General features: G+C 61.5%; 16 protein-coding genes and 1 pseudogene. 10 read left to right on the top strand and 7 right to left on the bottom strand.

The window, feature by feature from the left end:
* Window positions 1-59 precede the first annotated feature (59 nt).
* Window positions 60-989, bottom strand: coding sequence for a LysR family transcriptional regulator (locus J4E42_RS05550; protein WP_207284785.1), 930 nt, complete (start codon window positions 987-989; stop codon window positions 60-62).
* A 118-nt stretch (window positions 990-1,107) separates the two neighbouring features.
* Between J4E42_RS05550 and J4E42_RS05545 the strand changes: the two genes are divergently transcribed.
* The 3 genes from J4E42_RS05545 (at window position 1,108) to J4E42_RS05535 (ending at window position 2,749) form a co-directional block, all read left to right on the top strand.
* The gene (locus J4E42_RS05545) at window positions 1,108-1,401 is read left to right on the top strand and encodes a putative quinol monooxygenase (protein ID WP_008038762.1); all 294 of its coding nucleotides are present in this window, start codon (window positions 1,108-1,110) and stop codon (window positions 1,399-1,401) included.
* A 29-nt stretch (window positions 1,402-1,430) separates the two neighbouring features.
* The gene (locus J4E42_RS05540; RefSeq protein ID WP_008031324.1) at window positions 1,431-2,444 is read left to right on the top strand and encodes a zinc-binding alcohol dehydrogenase family protein; all 1,014 of its coding nucleotides are present in this window, start codon (window positions 1,431-1,433) and stop codon (window positions 2,442-2,444) included.
* 134 nt (window positions 2,445-2,578) lie between these two features.
* Complete coding sequence (locus tag J4E42_RS05535; protein WP_008038760.1) at window positions 2,579-2,749, top strand: hypothetical protein; 171 nt, start codon at window positions 2,579-2,581, stop codon at window positions 2,747-2,749.
* Between the two features lie 8 nt (window positions 2,750-2,757).
* Here J4E42_RS05535 and J4E42_RS05530 read toward each other — a convergent pair whose 3' ends face one another.
* Window positions 2,758-3,954, bottom strand: coding sequence for a multidrug effflux MFS transporter (locus J4E42_RS05530; protein WP_008031320.1), 1,197 nt, complete (start codon window positions 3,952-3,954; stop codon window positions 2,758-2,760).
* 222 nt (window positions 3,955-4,176) lie between these two features.
* On the bottom strand, window positions 4,177-4,374 hold the full coding sequence (locus J4E42_RS05525) for a heavy-metal-associated domain-containing protein (protein ID WP_207284784.1): 198 nt from the start codon (window positions 4,372-4,374) through the stop codon (window positions 4,177-4,179).
* A 147-nt stretch (window positions 4,375-4,521) separates the two neighbouring features.
* Here J4E42_RS05525 and J4E42_RS05520 point away from each other — a divergent pair, with 147 nt between their 5' ends.
* The 3 genes from J4E42_RS05520 (at window position 4,522) to cueR (ending at window position 7,913) form a co-directional block, all read left to right on the top strand.
* Window positions 4,522-4,905: a hypothetical protein gene (locus J4E42_RS05520; RefSeq protein WP_008038759.1), complete on the top strand. Its 384-nt coding sequence runs from the start codon at window positions 4,522-4,524 to the stop codon at window positions 4,903-4,905.
* Between the two features lie 204 nt (window positions 4,906-5,109).
* Window positions 5,110-7,503 (top strand): heavy metal translocating P-type ATPase, encoded by a 2,394-nt coding sequence (locus J4E42_RS05515; RefSeq protein WP_207284783.1) that lies wholly within the window; start codon window positions 5,110-5,112, stop codon window positions 7,501-7,503.
* Window positions 7,500-7,913, top strand: coding sequence for a Cu(I)-responsive transcriptional regulator (gene cueR / locus J4E42_RS05510; protein WP_207284782.1), 414 nt, complete (start codon window positions 7,500-7,502; stop codon window positions 7,911-7,913). Before J4E42_RS05515 ends, cueR begins: the two co-directional genes overlap by 4 nt.
* On the opposite strand, the gene J4E42_RS05505 is transcribed toward cueR, so the two are convergent.
* Window positions 7,867-9,117 carry an MFS transporter gene (locus J4E42_RS05505; RefSeq protein ID WP_207284781.1) on the bottom strand — a complete coding sequence of 417 codons (1,251 nt, stop codon included), beginning with the start codon at window positions 9,115-9,117 and terminating at the stop codon, window positions 7,867-7,869. The two genes, cueR and J4E42_RS05505, sit on opposite strands and share 47 nt — an antisense overlap.
* Window positions 9,118-9,306: 189 nt before the next feature.
* Window positions 9,307-10,200 carry a PA4780 family RIO1-like protein kinase gene (locus J4E42_RS05500; protein WP_008038756.1) on the bottom strand — a complete coding sequence of 298 codons (894 nt, stop codon included), beginning with the start codon at window positions 10,198-10,200 and terminating at the stop codon, window positions 9,307-9,309.
* A gap of 444 nt (window positions 10,201-10,644) precedes the next feature.
* On the opposite strand from J4E42_RS05500, the pseudogene J4E42_RS29690 reads away from it, so the two are divergent.
* Window positions 10,645-11,733, top strand: a pseudogene (locus tag J4E42_RS29690) (cache domain-containing protein); the annotation flags it as partial.
* A gap of 90 nt (window positions 11,734-11,823) precedes the next feature.
* On the top strand, window positions 11,824-12,591 hold the full coding sequence (locus J4E42_RS29685) for a methyl-accepting chemotaxis protein (protein WP_390959830.1): 768 nt from the start codon (window positions 11,824-11,826) through the stop codon (window positions 12,589-12,591).
* A gap of 105 nt (window positions 12,592-12,696) precedes the next feature.
* On the opposite strand, the gene J4E42_RS05490 is transcribed toward J4E42_RS29685, so the two are convergent.
* Together J4E42_RS05490 and J4E42_RS05485 are read right to left on the bottom strand one after the other, a co-directional pair.
* A complete protein-coding gene (locus tag J4E42_RS05490; protein WP_008031304.1) occupies window positions 12,697-13,488 on the bottom strand; it encodes a helix-turn-helix transcriptional regulator in 792 nt (263 codons plus the stop codon).
* Window positions 13,489-13,685: 197 nt separating this feature from the next.
* Window positions 13,686-14,963 (bottom strand): acetyl-CoA C-acetyltransferase, encoded by a 1,278-nt coding sequence (locus tag J4E42_RS05485; RefSeq protein WP_207284780.1) that lies wholly within the window; start codon window positions 14,961-14,963, stop codon window positions 13,686-13,688.
* Window positions 14,964-15,227: 264 nt separating this feature from the next.
* On the opposite strand from J4E42_RS05485, the gene J4E42_RS05480 reads away from it, so the two are divergent.
* Entirely contained in the window at window positions 15,228-16,580 is a 1,353-nt protein-coding gene (locus tag J4E42_RS05480) for a 3-oxoacyl-ACP reductase (protein ID WP_207284779.1), read from the top strand.
* A gap of 2 nt (window positions 16,581-16,582) precedes the next feature.
* Window positions 16,583-17,437, top strand: a complete 855-nt coding sequence (locus tag J4E42_RS05475; RefSeq protein WP_207284778.1) for a MaoC family dehydratase — start codon at window positions 16,583-16,585, stop codon at window positions 17,435-17,437.
* Window positions 17,438-17,445: the final 8 nt, after the last annotated feature.

Below are 17,445 nucleotides of genomic sequence, written 5' to 3'. Positions count from 1 at the left end.
CCCTCTGAAAACCCTTGGTGGTGATAGTTCCTGAGTGAAATTTCGCTTTTTACCTGCGACTAATGATCGGTGACCGCCAATACCGGAAATTGACTACTTAAACCGGCGCATCGGCTGGCGAGCATTTCCCGCAAAAGGTTCACCGGCTTACTCAATTGTGCGCGATGGGCGCACAGCAAATTCAGCGGTGCGCGCTCACAGATCAGCTCCGGCATCAGCACTTTCAAGCGACCGGCCAACACATCGGCGGCAACATCCAGCCAGGATTTGTAGGCGATCCCGGCGCCCGCCACGGCCCACAGGCGCACCACATCGGCGTCGTCACTGAAACGGTCACCGCTGACGGTCAGGCTGACTTCGCGTTTGCCATCGTGAAAACTCCAGTGATCGTGAACCCGGCTGCCAAGCATGAACAGCAGGCAATTGTGCTGCGCCAGTTGCTCCAGTTGCCGCGGCTCGCCGTGTCGGGCCAGATAGCTCGGCGCGGCACACAGCACGCGGCGGTTGTTCGGTGCGATGGGCAGCGCCACCAGGCTTGAGTCTTCCGGCTCGCCGTAGCGCAGAGCGATGTCCACCGGCTGGCGGAACAGGTCGGCGATGCGGTCGCCCAGCAGCAGGCGCACCGTGAGCTTCGGATGCTCGCGCTGGAACTCGTCCAGCCACGGCAGCAACAGGTTGCGACCGAAATCCGACGGTGCCGACAGCTGCAACGCTCCGCTGACCTGGTCCTGACCGCTGGCCAGCAAGCGGCGACCCTCATCGAGGTTGCTCAGGGCCGCCCGGGCGTATTCGAGAAACCCCTCGCCCTCGGCGGTCAGGCGCAGGCTGCGGGTGGAGCGGGCGAGCAACCGCGCACCGAGTTGCTGTTCGATGCGCTTCAACGCCGCACTGGCCACCGCCGCCGACATGTCCATCCCCCGCGCCGCCGCCGACAGACTGCCCAGGTCCGCCGCCCGGACAAACAACTGCAAGTCATCGAAACGCAGCATTTCCAGCCTCGATTATCAAAAAAATATTGAAAGAGACTGCTCTTTTAGCGGGTTTTATCTTGCAGAGAAATAGCCAATCATCTGCCCCATCGAAATCACCCCGTTATCGGAGTCGAACATGTCCCAGCCGTTTACCGCCATCGCCACCCTGATCGCCAAAACCGGTCAGCAGGACGCCCTCGAACAACACCTGCGTGCACTGCTGGAACCGACCCGCGCCGAAGCCGGTTGCAGTCAATACGATCTGCATCAGGACCTGGCCAATCCGCAGGCCTTCTACATGATCGAGCAGTGGAGCAGCGACGAAGCGCTGCAAGCCCATGACGCCAGTGCACACATCCAGCATTTTCGCGCCACGGCCGGCGACCTGATCGAGCACTTCGATCTCAAACGCCTGCGCGTCGTGGCCTGATTCTCTTAAATACTTTTGCGGAGCCCCTCATGAAAGCCATTGCCTACTACGCCTCGTTGCCGATCAGCGACGCCAACTCCCTGCAAGACATCGAACTGCCAGAGCCGGTTGCCGGCCCGCGCGACCTGTTGGTGGAAGTCAAAGCCATCTCGGTCAACCCGGTGGACACCAAAGTCCGCCAGAACGTGCAGCCTGAAGGTGGCGCGGCCAAAGTGCTGGGCTGGGACGTGGCCGGTGTGGTCAAGTCGGTCGGCAGTGAAGTGACGTTGTTCAAGGCCGGCGACAAGGTGTTCTACGCCGGCTCCATCGCCCGCGCCGGCGGGAATAGCGAGCTGCACGTGGTGGACGAGCGGATCGTCGGCCACATGCCGAAAACCCTCGGCTTCGCCGAAGCCGCCGCGCTGCCGTTGACCGCGATCACCGCGTGGGAGTTGTTGTTCGAACGCCTGCAAGTGCGCGAAGGCAACACCGATGAAGGCCAGAGTTTGCTGATCGTCGGTGCGGCCGGCGGTGTCGGTTCAATCCTTACGCAACTGGCCAGCCAGCTCACCGGGCTGAAGGTCATCGGCACCGCGTCCCGTGCGCAAACCCAGAGCTGGGTGCGTGAGCTGGGCGCCGATCTGGTGATCGATCACAGCCAACCGCTGAGCGAAGAGCTCAAACGTGCAGGCGTGAACTCGGTGACCCACGTCGCCAGCCTGACCCAGACCGATCAGCATCTGGATCAATTGGTCGAGGCGTTGGCGCCGCAGGGCAAACTGGCGCTGATCGATGACCCGAAGGCGCTGGACGTGACCAAGCTCAAGCGCAAGAGCCTGTCGCTGCATTGGGAGTTCATGTACACCCGATCGCTGTTCGAAACCGCAGACATGATCGAGCAACACAAACTGCTCAACCGTGTGGCAGCGCTGATCGATGCCGGGACGTTGAAAACCACGGTGGGCGAGCACTTCGGAACGATCAACGCGGCGAATTTGCGACGTGCGCATGAGCTGCTGGAGAGCGGCAAATCCAAGGGCAAGATTGTCCTCGAAGGCTTCTGAAACAGATTGATACAAGTGTCGTCCGAATGGACGACACCGTCAGTCCGAAGGTTGACCGCTGTCATCATTGTGGTCGTATTCGGGTCTACAATCGTGTCCTCTGCGATGCAATCTTTTAACCGAGGAGGTCAGCAATGAAGATCCTGATAAAAGAATTGGCAAAATCCCAGTGGCAGGTCCGCCTGGACCAACACGCGGTGACGTTCCGTAGCGAAGCCGAAGCGCGCGAGTTCACCCGAACCCTCGAAGCACGATTGCACGCCCCTCATCAGATTCCCGTCCAGCAGCAACGCGCTGCCGGCTGAGACCTTCCTCACACCTGGGCTTTCACCAATGCCCGGGCATTTTGCAGACGCCGGGTGAGCATCGCTATGCTCACCACCAGAACTCCGCACAGGCTGATGACCATGGCCATCGGCATGGCGCTGCCGTCGTACAAAATACCCACGAGCGACGCGGCTCCGGCGGCGACGCTGAATTGCAGGCAACCGAGCATTGCCGACGCACTGCCGGCGCGCGCGCCCTGCCCGTTCATGGCGCAAGCCGAGGCGTTGGGCAGGATGCAACCGAGGCTGGCGATGCAGATAAACAGCGGAATCAGCAGCGGCCACAATTGCTCGGTGTGCAGCGAACTGACCGCGAGCAGCGTCAGGCCCGCCGCGAGGTAGATCCATACGGTGCGCGCCAGCAGGAACGCCGGGCCACGCTTGGCCAGCAACCGTGCGTTGACCTGCGCCACCAGAATGAACCCCGCCGCATTGGTGCCGAACAACCAGCCGAAGTGCTCGGCCGGCACGCCGTAGAGTTTGATGAAGACGAACGGCGAACCGGCGATGTAGGCAAACATCCCGGCGATGGCGATGCCACCGGTCAGGGCGTGGCCGAGGTACACCGGGTCCGACAACAGCCGACCGTACTGACGCAGCGCTCCCGACAAGGGCTGACGTGGCATATTCGCCGGCATGCTTTCCGGCAAGCCGAGCGCCACGGCCAGCCCGGCCAATGCACTGAAACCGGTCAGCACCAGGAAGATCGACTGCCAGCCCGTGGTGTTGACCAGCAACCCGCCGAGCATCGGCGCGAGAATCGGTGCCAGGCCCATGACCAGCATCAGTTGTGAAAAGACTTTCGCCGAGCCCACCGCATCGCATTTGTCACTGACGATCGCCCTTGAAATCACCATCCCCGCACAACCGCCCAGCGCCTGGACGAACCGCGCGCCGAGCAACCATTCCAGGTTCGGCGCATAAGCGCACGCCAGGGACGCGACGGTGAACAGACCGACACCCGTCAGCAACGGAATGCGTCGACCAAAACGATCCGCCACAGGGCCGTACATCAGCTGACCGATGGACAATCCGAGGAAATACGCCGCCAGCGTCAGTTGAACGTGCTGTTCATCGGTGCCGAACGCCAGCGCCATGGCCGGAAACGCCGGCAGATAGAAATCGATTGCCAGCGGGCCAAAAGCGCTAAGTGCGCCAAGAATCAAAATGGTACGGAAGTTCATCGGGTATCCAGTGGGACGGAGGTCGGCGGGCACACAGTCTAGCCGCGCATCGACGCCTTGAACATTCCGATAGCTCGCTAACTATTAAAAACCCCTGAAAAAACACCGGCCCTTGTAGGAGCAGAGCTTGCTCGCGAAGGCGGTGGGTCAGCCACGTCAATGCCGTCTGACAAACCGCATTCGCGAGCAAGCTTCGCTCCTACAGTGGTTTTGCGTGTTGCTTCAGGCGACTTTCACTTCGTAGCCTTCCTCGCTGATCGCGGCGATTACTTGATCCGCGGTCAACGCACTTTCGACGCCGACTTCCTTTGCCGCCAAATCGACCCGCACGCTGGCCGCAGGATCCTTGGCTTGCAACGCTTGAGTGATGGTTTTGACGCAGTGACCGCAGGACATGCCTTGAACGTTGAACACTTGCATGGAATGACTCCTTTAGTGAGGTTGCGAACAGTCTCGAGCTTGCCACCATGGCAAGGTCAAGTTCTGAAGTGAGCTGCCGGGCTGGCAATCGGCGTCGCGCTCGGCCAAGCTGCGTGCATCTATGACTCGATCTCAGGAGATTCAGCCATGCGCTGGTCAGCTCTCAGCCTGTTTGGCTTCCTCAGCCTTTTCGCCGCCGTGCCCTCGGTCAATGCTGCCGGGGAGGATTACGGCGTATTGATCATTTCCCGCGAGCGCCTGGAAGTGTCGACCAACTGCGAAATCGGCGTGTACATCCAGGATCAACTGTCGGCGCGGCTGTTTCAGGAACAAAGCACCTCCTTCAACCTGCCGCCAGGCAACGTTTCGCTGCGCCTGAAATTGCTACCGGGCCAGGCGCCGGGCTGCAACCCAGGCATGCTGGCGCCGGGCTCGCAGAACATCAGCCTCAAGGCCGGGGATGTGTTGAAGTTCCGGATTGCGATGACGCAGGAAGGCATGTACCTCAAGCCGACAGCCCTCGATTATTGACCCACCTCCAACCTGTAGGAGCGAGGCTTGCCCGCGAAGGCGGTATTTCAGACACATCCTTGTCGACTGATACGACGCCTTCGCGGGCAAGTCGGATCGCCGCACCGCTCGCTCCTACAAATATCACCACGCCAATCTTTGCGCTTGACCTTGCCAGCATGGCAAGGTTGATCCTGTAGGCATCTACTACAGGGAGTGCGACCGATGTCCGAATCCACCACGTTTGATCTGCCGATTGCCGGCATGACCTGCGCCAGTTGCGCCGGGCGTGTCGAGCGTGCCTTGAGCAAAGTCATCGGCGCCACGGCGGTCAGCGTCAACCTGGCCACCGAGCAGGCGCGGGTTCAAGCGCCCAGCGACAGCCTGCCGGCGTTGATGGACGCGGTGCAGCAGGCTGGTTACAGCGTGCCGCAGCAGAGTCTGGAATTGAGCATCGACGGCATGACCTGCGCGTCCTGCGTCGGTCGGGTCGAACGAGCGCTGGCCAAAGTGCCCGGCGTCAAAAGCGTCAGCGTCAACCTGGCCAACGAACGCGCCCACCTCGAACTGCTCGGGCAGATCGATCCGCAAACCCTGATCGCGGCCGTGACCAAGGCGGGTTACAACGCCAGCGTCTGGGAAGTCGAACACCCGTCAACCGACATGCAACATCAGCGCCTGCACCGCGAACGCTGGGTGTTGATCATGGCCATCGCCCTCGCCTTGCCGCTGGTATTGCCGATGCTGCTGCAACCGTTCGGCGTGCACTGGATGCTCCCGGCGTGGGTGCAGTTCGCCCTGGCCACACCGGTGCAGTTCATCTTCGGTGCACGCTTTTATGTGGCGGCATGGAAAGCCGTACGCGCCGGTGCCGGCAACATGGACTTGCTTGTCGCCCTCGGCACCAGCGCCGGTTATGGCTTGAGCCTCTATGAATGGGCCACCGCCGCCGGGCGCATGCCGCACCTGTATTTCGAAGCCTCCGCCGTCGTGATTGCGCTGGTGCTGCTGGGCAAATACCTCGAAAGCCGCGCCAAACGCCAGACCGCCAGCGCAATCCGCGCCCTCGAAGCCTTGCGCCCCGAACGGGCGATTCAAGTCATCGACGGTCGCGAACAGGACGTCGCCATCAGCGCTTTGCGCCTGAATGATCTGGTGCTGGTCAAACCCGGCGAACGTTTCCCGGTGGACGGCGAAGTGGTCGAAGGCCAGAGCCATGCCGACGAAGCACTGATCAGCGGCGAAAGCCTGCCGGTGCCGAAACAACCCGGCGACAAGGTCACCGGCGGCGCCATCAACGGTGAAGGTCGCTTGTTGGTTCGCACCCAGGCCTTGGGTGCGGAAACCGTACTGGCGCGGATCATCCGCCTGGTCGAAGACGCGCAAGCGGCGAAAGCACCGATCCAGAAACTGGTGGATAAAGTCAGCCAGGTGTTTGTGCCGACGGTGCTGCTGATCGCACTGGCGACCCTGATCGGTTGGTGGCTATACGGCGCACCGATGGAAACCGCGCTGATCAACGCCGTCGCGGTATTGGTGATCGCCTGCCCTTGCGCCCTCGGGTTGGCCACGCCAACGGCGATCATGGCCGGCACCGGTGTGGCGGCGCGTCACGGGATTCTGATCAAGGACGCCGAAGCACTGGAACGTGCCCATGAAGTCAGCGCGGTGGTGTTCGACAAGACCGGCACGCTGACCTCGGGCGCACCGCGTATCGCCCATTTGAACGCCATCGACGGTGACGAAGCCGCCCTGCTGCAAATGGCCGGCGCGCTGCAACGCGGCAGTGAGCATCCATTGGCCAAGGCGGTTCTGGACGCGTGCGCCGAACGCGGTTTGACCGTGGCCGATGTCAGCGACAGCCAGTCCCTGACCGGGCGCGGCATTGCCGGCAACCTCGAGGGTCGGCGCCTGGCGCTGGGCAATCGTCGCCTGCTGGAAGAAAGTGGATTGAGTGCAGGCCCATTGGCCGACGCTGCTACCGCATGGGAAACCGAAGGCCGGACCCTGTCCTGGTTGATCGAGCAAAGCCCCACGCCGACCGTGCTGGGTTTGTTCGCCTTCGGTGACACCCTCAAATCAGGCGCGCTGCAAGCGGTGCAACAACTCAGCGCCCGCCACATCAGCAGCCACTTGCTGACCGGCGACAATCGCGGCAGCGCCAAAGTGGTCGCCGAGGTATTGGGCATCACCGACGTGCACGCCGAAGTACTGCCGGCCGACAAAGCCGCCACTGTCGCCGAATTGAAAAAGACCGGCGTGATAGCGATGGTCGGCGACGGCATCAACGACGCCCCGGCCCTGGCCGCCGCCGACATCGGCATTGCCATGGGTGGCGGCACCGACGTCGCCATGCACGCGGCGGGGATCACCCTGATGCGCGGCGATCCTCGACTGGTGCCGGCAGCGCTGGACATCAGCCGCAAGACCTACGCGAAGATTCGTCAGAACCTGTTTTGGGCATTCGTTTATAACCTGATCGGCATTCCGCTGGCCGCGTTCGGCTTCCTCAATCCGGTGCTGGCCGGCGCGGCGATGGCGTTGTCGAGCGTCAGCGTGGTGAGCAATGCGTTACTGTTGAAAACCTGGAAACCCAAGGATCTGGAGGACAACCGATGAACATCGGCCAAGCAGCCCGCCAAAGTGGCCTGAGCGCGAAGATGATCCGTTATTACGAGTCCATCGGCTTGCTCAAGGCGGCTCATCGCACCGACAGCGGTTACCGGGTTTACGGCGCTGACGACTTGCACACGCTGGCCTTTATCAAGCGATCGCGGGATTTGGGGTTTTCCCTGGAAGAGGTCGGCAAACTGCTGACCCTCTGGCAGGACCGCCAACGCGCCAGCGCCGATGTGAAAGCGCTGGCTCGTCAGCACATCGACGAGCTGAACCAGAAGATCCTCGAACTCGGTCAGTTGCGCGACACGTTGCAGGACCTGGTCGAGCACTGCCAGGGCGATCACCGCCCGGACTGCCCGATCCTCAAAAATCTTGAGTCGGGTTGCTGCGCCGCACCCGCTCACCCCTGACCGCGAGCACCTTCACCATCAACAGCGTGGTGAGGGGAATGCCGTGGAACAACAACACCACCGCGCCGGGCGTCCACCATGAATAGAACGGCGCGGCGACCAGCATGCCAATGCCGAACCCGGTCATTTGCAGCAACGTCAGGAAGCTGAAAATCGGCAGGCGCAGGTTGTCCGGTTCACGTTGCAGACGCGACATCAGGCCGACTTCCGAGAAGCCGTCACCCAACCCTGCCGGCAGTGAGAACAGCAACAAACCGTAGAGCGTTTGCTGCTGGAACATCAGGATGAAGCCGCAGGACATCAGCAACACGCCGAAGAAAAACCGTCGCTCCAGGTTCACGTTGTCCGAGCCTTTCAGGCGACTGGCAATCCGTGCGCCGATCAATTTTCCACTGGCCCAGACCGCCAGCATCAGGCCCAACGTGGTGCTGGCCGATTCGGGTGTCAGCAGTTTTGAAATGATCGGCAAACCCACGTTGTGTGCAGCGCTGCCCAGAGTATCGGCCATGGTGACCGCGAGCATCGCGGCCACCACCGGTGTGGTGCGCAGACCTTGGCGCAGCGCTGACCATTCGCCTCGTTCATGATCGGGCCCTGCACTGGGAGATGGTCCGGCAAACCGCAGCGGCAGGATGAACAACGCGGCCAGCAGGTAAGTGACCACGTTCAGCGCAAAGACTGTTTCAAAGCCGAACGCCGCCACCAACAACCCCGCAACCAGACTTCCGCCGACCATCGCCGCTGACGATGCGCTGGTGATCCAGGCGTTGGTCTTGAGCAGTTGATCGCCTTCAATCAAGTGCGGCAACTGGCTGTTGAGGCCGATGGCGAACATTGAATTGCCCAAGCCCAGGCCAAAAGCGATCACCGGCAGCAAAAGCGCTTGCTGGCTGACTGGCAACACCAGCAGCAAACCCAGCAATCCGGCGCGCAGCAGGTCGAACGTGATCAACGGCAGGCGCCCGGCCCAGCGGCGATAAAAACTCGTGCCGATCAGGCTGGCGAAAATCCCTCCCCCCACGCGACTGGCGAGGAAGATCCCGACGCTCATGGCGCTGTTGCTGAGCAGGTAGACGTAGGTGGCCAGGGCGACCATGTTGAGGAACGCGCCGAAGTCCGAGACCAGACGGGCGGCAATGATCAGTCGGGCGTTGCGGGTGGAGGTGTTCACATTCAGTCCTTGAGTGTGGTGGGTATGACACATTTGGGTTGCCTGGGTTGACGTCTTCGCGGGCAAGTCGGATCGCCGCACCGCTCGCTCCTACAAGGACAGCGTTGAACCTGTAGGAGCGAGCGGTGCGGCGATCCGACTTGCCCGCGAACCAAACGACGCGGTCCCGAGTCTTCATCCCGAACAAAAAACCCGGCCGAAGCCGGGTTTTTCGTCAACCGATCACTGCATCCACGGTGGAGGCGGTTCTTCGGTTTTGCTCGGTGGCGCATCATCTGCTGCGCGTATCGCTTGTTTGCGTTCTTCATCCAGGCGTGCCGCCTCGATTTCGCGCATGATCCCGCCGACGTCGGCCAACTCTTCCGGTTCGTCGAACTCGCCGGTCAAGACACTGGCCGGGTGCAAGGTGCCGGCTTCGTACAAGGCCCACATTTCCTTGGCGTATTTGGTCTTTTTCAACTCCGGGGCAAACCGCCCGAAGTAGGACGCCATGTTGCCCACGTCGCGCTCCAGCATGCTGAACGCGTGGTTGTTGCCCGCCGCGTCGACCGCTTGCGGCAAGTCGATGATGACCGGGCCGGTTGGCGTCAACAGTACGTTGAACTCGGACAGGTCACCGTGCACCAGGCCGGTACACAACATCAGCACGATCTGCGAGATCAGGAATGCGTGATATTCGCGCGCCTGGTCCGGCTCCAGCACCACGTCGTTCAGACGCGGGGCGGCATCGCCGTACTCGTCGGCCACCAGTTCCATCAGCAGCACACCTTCAAGGAAGTCGTAAGGCTGAGGAACCCGCACACCCGCACCGGCCAGACGAAACAGCGCCGCCACTTCGGCGTTCTGCCAGGCGTCTTCGGTTTCTTTCTTGCCGAACTTGGAGCCCTTGGCCATCGCCCGAGCCTGACGGCTGTTGCGTACCTTGCGACCTTCCTGGTACTCGGACGCCTGGCGGAAACTGCGTTTATTCGCCTCCTTGTAGACCTTCGCGCAACGCAACTCGTTGCCGCAGCGCACCACATAAACAGCTGCTTCTTTACCACTCATGAGTGGGCGCAGCACCTCGTCGACCAGACCGTCCTCGATCAGGGGTTCAATGCGTTTTGGAGTCTTCATCAGCTTTTATTGTGGGTCCTTTATTACCAAACACGCGAAAGTCATTCGTTATACGGCAATCCACTCATTCGGGGGAGGGGTTACCGACCTATGAACGTTGCGGATGCACACAATGTGCCGAAAAAACCCGGCAAACCCGCCGATGCTCATCGACCGCCAAGGATCATAGCCGAGCCGGCAGCACTTGTTGGAGAAGGGATGCGAGGGGATTTGCGACAGAATCCGACATACCGGTCCCTACCGCTCGCAAGATTTTTTTCAACAGCCCTCAATTTCCTCCTTTAGCAGCCGAAGTCATCTGTAACAAAGTGAATTGTCCGACGATCGTTCCGACAGAAAACGATGGCGTGCCCAAGGGATCGGGTTCAACAAAACGTTTACGGCTGCCAATAAATCCGCGAGTCATCTGCACTGCGTGGGCCTACAAGAAAATCTGGAGCGCGGATGAACATCAAACAGAAGTTGACGTGGGCGTTTGCAATCATCGCCTGCCTGCCCGTGGTGCTGGTCGCCACCCTCGTTGTGTTGAACTTGCGCAGTGATGCCAAGGACGAGTTCGTCGACAACAGCGGTCGTGAAATCCGTCAGGTCAGCAATGCCATGCAACTGTTTTTCGACGGCATCAGCCAGAACGTTGAATACCTGGCCAAGCAACCGCTGATCACAAACTCCGACGACAGCCTCAAGACCTACATGAAGGCCGACGCCGCCAGCGTTCCCCAAGGCGAGGCGGACAAAAAAGTCTTCGGCTTCCTGCAGGACCTGGGCAACGCCCATCCGTCCTACGCCTACGCGATCCTCGGCACTGCGGCCGGCGGTTACGTGTCGTGGCCGGACGATGCCAAGCTGGCCAACTACGACCCGCGCCAGCGTCCGTGGTACAAGGCGGCCCAGGCCAAACCGGGCAAGCCGTTCCGTACCGAGGCCTATTACTGGGCCGAAAATGATACGTCCTACGTCAGCACCGTACGCACCATCGACAACAAGCTGGGCACCAACGGTGGCGTGGTCAGCATCGACGTGTCGCTCAAACAGCTCACCGAACTGGTTAAACAGATCAAGCTCGGCGAAACCGGCTACCTGATGCTGCTGGAAAACTCCGGCACCGTACTGGTCGATCCGAAACAACCGGAACACAACTTCAAGGCACTGGGCAGCCTCGGCGAGGGTTATGCGCAACTGGCCAAGGCCGGCAAAGGCCTGGTCGAAGTCGAGCTCAATGGCGAGCGCTACATGGCCAACGTCTGGCCTTCCGAGCAACTGGGCTGGACCTTCATCGGCCTGATCAAACAAAGCGATGTGATGAGCACCGCGACCCAACTGACCTGGTTGATCGCAATCATCGCCGCCGTGCTGGCAGTGGTCTTCGCCGTCGTCGGCGCCAGTTTCGCCAGCGTCATCGTGCGTCCGATCCGCAGTGTGGCCGATGGCCTGGAAGGCATTGCCCAAGGTGAAGGCGACCTGACCAAGAACCTGCAAATCCGTGGCAGCGACGAAACCGCGCAACTGGCCAACTGGTTCAACCAGTTCCTGGCGGCGATTCGCAACCTGATTCAAAGCATCGGCGGCGCCGCGACCAAAATCCTCGCCACCTCCAAGAGCTCGACCCAGGTCTCCAGCGACATGGCCGAAGCGGCCGGACGCCAGCGTGAAGCAGTGGACATGGTGTCGACCGCGTTCCACGAAATGGTCGCCACCGCCAACGAAGTCGCGCGCTCGTGCAGCCAGGCGGCCGAGTCGGCCGACAGTGGCCAGCGCCAGGCACGCGAAGGTCAGCAACAGATTGATGCCGCCGTGACCAGCGTTGATCGCCTGAGCCAGGAAATCGAACAGTCGGCGCAGTCGATGCAACAACTTGAGCGCGACAGCAACGACATTCAGTCGATTCTCGGGACTATCCGTTCAATCGCCGAACAGACCAACCTGCTGGCGTTGAACGCTGCCATCGAGGCCGCACGGGCCGGTGAACAAGGTCGCGGTTTTGCGGTGGTGGCGGACGAAGTGCGGGCCTTGGCCAAGCGCACCGCCGACTCCACAGCGGAAATCGACGGCCTGCTTGGCAACCTCGCCAAGCGCACCAGCCAGGTGACTCAGCAGATGCATGCGAGCCTGGAAGTGTCGCAGCAGTCGGTGACTCGCATCGGTGAGGCGCGCAGCAGCTTCGGGCAGATCCGTGAATCGGTGGACGTGATCCGCGACATGAACACCCAGATCGCCACGGCGGCTGAACAGCAGCATCAGGTGGCCGAAGACATCAATCGGCACATCAGCCAGATTCATGGCGATGCGCAGTTGGTGGCAGAACTGGCGAACTCGGCGCGGTTGGATTCGCAGAGCCTGGCCGGGTTGTCGAATGAGCTGGATGGGTTGGTTCGCCGTTTCCGTACCTGATCCAAAAATCCCGGTGGCCGCTTCGCGGCCATTCGCGGGCAAGCCTCGCTCCTACAGGGTTTTACGCTGTTTTTGTAGGAGCGAGGCTTGCCCGCGAAGAGGCCGTCACTGTCTGAACAACTCTCCAGGCGTAAACCCGAACAATCCTCTAAACGCCGCAATAAACGCCGACGTCGAGTCATACCCGCACGCCAACGCCGCATTCGTCACGCTGTCCCCCGCCTCCAGCAAATTCAACGACGACAGCAGCCGCATCCGTTGCCGCCAGCCACGAAAACTCAATCCCGTTTCCCGCTGGAACAAGCGCATCAGGGTCTTCTCCGACGTACCCAATCGTTGTGCCCATTCCTGCAGGGTCACGTTGTGTTCCGGGTTTTCGATCAATTCGTTGCACAAGCCCAGCAAGCGTTCATGGCGCGGCAGGGGCAGCGAGAAACCGACCTCCGGCAAATTCGCCAGTTGATCCAGCAGCACATTCACCAGCCGCGCCTCCGGGCTGTCACCCTGTGGATATTCCACCGGCAGCGCACAAAAACTCTTGATCAGCTCCCGCGCCAGCGGCGTCACTTCCAACACCCGGCAACGCCCGTCCGCCCATTGGCAATCCTCGCGACGCACGTAAAGGCTGCGCATCTCGGCGCGCATCGAGGTCACGACCTGATGTTCGAGATCCGCCGGAATCCAGATCCCCCACTGCGGCGGCGCAAAAAAACTGCCCTCGGCGGTGTGCACACCGAGGACGCCGCTGATGGCGTAGGAGAATTGCACCCAGTCGTGGCGGTGAGACGGCGTCCATGAACCGGCGTTGAGGCTTTCGGCACGTGCGTACAACGGACGCGGCAACACGGTCAGGGCCGGGATGGTCCGTTCGAGGGATTGTTGTCCGTTAGTCGGCATTGACTGGCCTTGTGTCGCGAGGTTGCTGATTAGGCGGACGTTAGGCCATGTCACCTCTCCAATCAACACCACAAATCCCCTGTAGGAGTGAGCCTGCTCGCGATGGCGGCGTGTCAGTTAACAAATTTGCCGACTGACACGCCGCCATCGCGAGCAGGCTCACTCCCACAGGTTCCCTGTTTCATCTGATGAAATCATCAACGTTCGATGATGGCGGTGACGCCCTGCCCGCCCGCCGCACAAATCGAGATCAGCCCCCGGCCCTTTCCAGCGGCATCGAGCAGCTTGGCCAGATTGGCGACAATGCGCCCGCCCGTCGCTGCAAACGGATGTCCCGCCGCCAGTGAACTGCCTTTGACGTTGAGCCGGCTGCGGTCGATGGAGCCCAGTGGCGCGTCGAGGCCGAGACGGGTTTTGCAGTACTCAGGGTCTTCCCACGCCTTCAAGGTGCAGAGCACTTGTGCGGCAAAAGCTTCGTGGATTTCGTAGTAATCGAAGTCCTGCAAGGTCAGGCTATTGCGCGCCAGCAAACGCGGGACCGCGTACACCGGCGCCATCAACAGCCCTTCGGCACCGTTGACGAAATCCACCGCCGCCGCCTCGCCATCGCGCAAATACGCAAGGATCGGCAAGCCGCGTTCCTTCGCCCATTCTTCGCTGCCCAGCAGCACCAGCGACGCGCCGTCGGTGAGCGGCGTCGAGTTGCCGGCGGTCAGCGTGCCTTTGGCGCTTTTCTCGAACGCCGGTTTCAGCGACGCAAGTTTTTCCAGGGTCAGGTCCGGGCGCAGGTTGTTGTCGCGGGTCAGGCCGAGGAATGGCGTCATCAGGTCGTTGTGCCAGCCTTCGGTATAGGAGGCCGCCATTTTCTGATGACTTTCCAGCGCCAGTTGATCCTGCTCGGCGCGCGCAATGTTCCAGGTCTGCGCCATCAGCTCGCAGTGTTCGCCCATCGACAGGCCGGTGCGGGGTTCGCCGTTGCGCGGAAATTCAGGGACGAGATGACCCGGTCGCAGCTGCAAAAAGGTTTTAAATTTGTCGGCAGTGGTCTTGGCGCGGTTGGCTTGCAGGAGGATTTTGCGCAAACCTTCGTTGATGCCGATGGGCGCGTCGGACGTGGTGTCGACGCCGCCAGCAATGCCGCATTCGATCTGGCCCAGGGCAATTTTATTCGCCACCAGCAACGCCGCTTCCAGCCCGGTGCCGCACGCTTGCTGAATGTCATAGGCCGGCGTGGTCGGCGACAGCCGCGAGCCGAGCACGCATTCGCGGGTCAGGTTGAAGTCCCGGGAATGCTTGAGCACCGCGCCCGCCGCCACTTCGCCCATGCGCAGGCCGTGCAGGTTGAAACGTTCGATCAGGCCTTCGAGCGCGGCGGTGAGCATCGCCTGGTTACTCGCGGTAGCGTACGGCCCGTTGGAGCGTGCGAAGGGAATCCGGTTACCGCCGATGATCGCGACGCGGCGCAGCTGAGTCATGAAAAAGCTCCTGATGAAAATCCAAATGCGCGCCCCCCCCTCTGTAGGAGCGAAGCTTGCTCGCGAAAGCGTTGGGTCAGTCGACATCCATGTAGCTGATATACCGCCTTCGCGAGCAAGCTTCGCTCCTACAAGGATCGCGCCATAAAAATCCCGGGATAAAACCAATCTGCAATGTCCAAGCGTAGGCCTTATCTCGTGGATCGAACGACTGATTGCCATTCGTGGTCCACACTTTGAACCCCAGCTGCTGGAGCGCGTTCCATGTCTGACCGCTATATCGACTTCGCCAATTCATCCATCGGCCATCGTCTGGTCGGGGCCTTGGGGCTGCCGTCGCCGGTTCGGCTGGAACGCTGGCAGGCGGGCCGGCTACGGCCTGTCGAGGGGGCGCTGCTGATCGGCGGCGGGCCGCTGGCGGAAAAAGTCAGCGCCTTCGCCAACCGCCTGACCGATGCGATTTACAGCTACGGCAGCGAACCTTCGATCGCCACCGCGTGGATTCCCGGCCACGGCCCGAAACTCAAGGCGGTGGTGTTCGACGCCAGTCATCTGGTGCAAACCGATCAGCTCAAGCAACTGCGCGAGTTCTTTCAGCCGCTGATGAAAAACCTCGATCACTGCGCGCACCTGGTCATTCTCGGACGCACGCCGCAGACGTTGAGCGATCCGTTTGCCGCCAGCGCCCAGCGCGCCCTGGAAGGCTTCAGTCGTTCGCTGGCCAAGGAACTGCGCAGTGGCGGCACCTTGCAACTGATCCACGTCGGCGAAGGTGCCGAGGATCAACTGGAAGGCCCGCTGCGGTTTTTCCTTTCGCCCAAAAGTGCGTTCGTCTCCGGGCAAGTGATTCACCTGAACCCCTGCGCCACGCCCGTGACGGACTGGACGCGTCCGTTGTCGGGGCGCAAGGCGCTGGTCACCGGCGCGGCGCGTGGCATCGGAGCATCGATTGCCGAAACCCTGGCCCGTGACGGCGCCGACGTGATCCTGCTCGACGTGCCACCGGCGAAAACCGATCTCGACGCCCTCGCCGCACGCCTCGGCGGACGCAGCATCACCCTGGACATCTGCGCCGAAGACGCCGCCACGCAGTTGATCGAGCAGTTGCCTGACGGCGTCGATATCGTGGTGCACAACGCCGGCATCACCCGCGATAAAACCCTGGCCAACATGACCCCGGAATTCTGGGACGCGGTGCTCGCGGTCAATCTCAATGCACCACAAGTGCTGACCAAGGCTCTGCTCGACAGCGGCACCTTGCACGATAACGGCCGGGTGATTCTGCTGGCGTCCATCAGCGGCATCGCCGGCAATCGCGGGCAAACCAATTACGCGGCGAGCAAGGCGGGGTTGATCGGTCTGGCCCAGGCCTGGGCGCCGTTGCTCAATGAGCGCGGCATCAGCATCAACGCGGTGGCGCCGGGGTTCATCGAAACACAGATGACCGCGCACATTCCCTTTGGCTTGCGTGAGGCCGGCCGGCGCATGAGTTCGCTGGGCCAGGGCGGCCTGCCGCAGGACGTTGCCGAAGCGGTGGCCTGGCTGGCGCAACCTGGCACCGGTGCGTTCAGCGGGCAAGCGCTGCGGGTCTGTGGACAAAGTGTCTTGGGGGCTTAGCGATGATCACCGATTGGCACACACTCAACCGCGAACCGAGCCTGCCAGGGTTGTATGTGCAGGCCGCTACGCGCCGCAAGATCACCGGCACCACGCTGCCCGATTCGGGTTTGCGTTGCTGGGTCGATATTGACCCGAAACGCCTGGCGGCCTATCGCAACGTCTGCGGGTTTGCCGACAACGGTTTGTTGCCGCCGACTTATCCACACATCCTGGCGTTCGCGCTGCAGATGCAACTGCTGACCGCCAGGGATTTTCCGTTTCCGCTGCTGGGGTTGATTCACCTGAGCAACCGCATTCGCGTCTTGCGGCCCATGGGCGGCGTGAACCGCGCGCGCATCAGCGTGCAGGTGCAGAATCTGCAACCCCATGCGAAGGGGGCGACATTCGAGCTGCTGACAACGCTCGATGATCAGTTGGGGCCGTTGTGGGAAGCTGAGAGCCGGATGCTCTGTCGCGGGGTCAAACTCGAAGGCGAACCGGCCGAGGACGTGCTGACACCGACGTTGCCGTTGAGCGAAGTCACCCGCTGGAAAGCGCCGGCGGACATCGGTCGGCAATACGCCAAAGTGTCCGGCGACTACAACCCGATTCACCTGAGTGCGGTAAGCGCCAAACTGTTCGGCTTCCCGACGGCCATTGCCCATGGGTTATGGAACAAGGCGCGAACGCTGGCTGCGCTTGCCGATCATTTGCCCACGGCGAACGTCGAGATTGCCGTGCAGTTTCGCAAACCGGTACGCCTGCCCGGCGAGGTGACACTGCTCGCCAGTGCGGCGGGGTCCAGTGGAGATTTTCAGCTGCTGGGCGCAGGTGATCTGGAGCATATGATCGGGCATTGGCGACCGGTTGCCTGATCGTTCGC

The organism is Pseudomonas sp. FW300-N2A2, from assembly GCF_017351735.1.
Taxonomy (GTDB): Bacteria; Pseudomonadota; Gammaproteobacteria; order Pseudomonadales; family Pseudomonadaceae; genus Aquipseudomonas; species Aquipseudomonas migulae.
The sequence above is the reverse complement of the archived record's forward strand: the minus strand, read 5'-3'. Positions and strand labels throughout refer to the sequence as shown.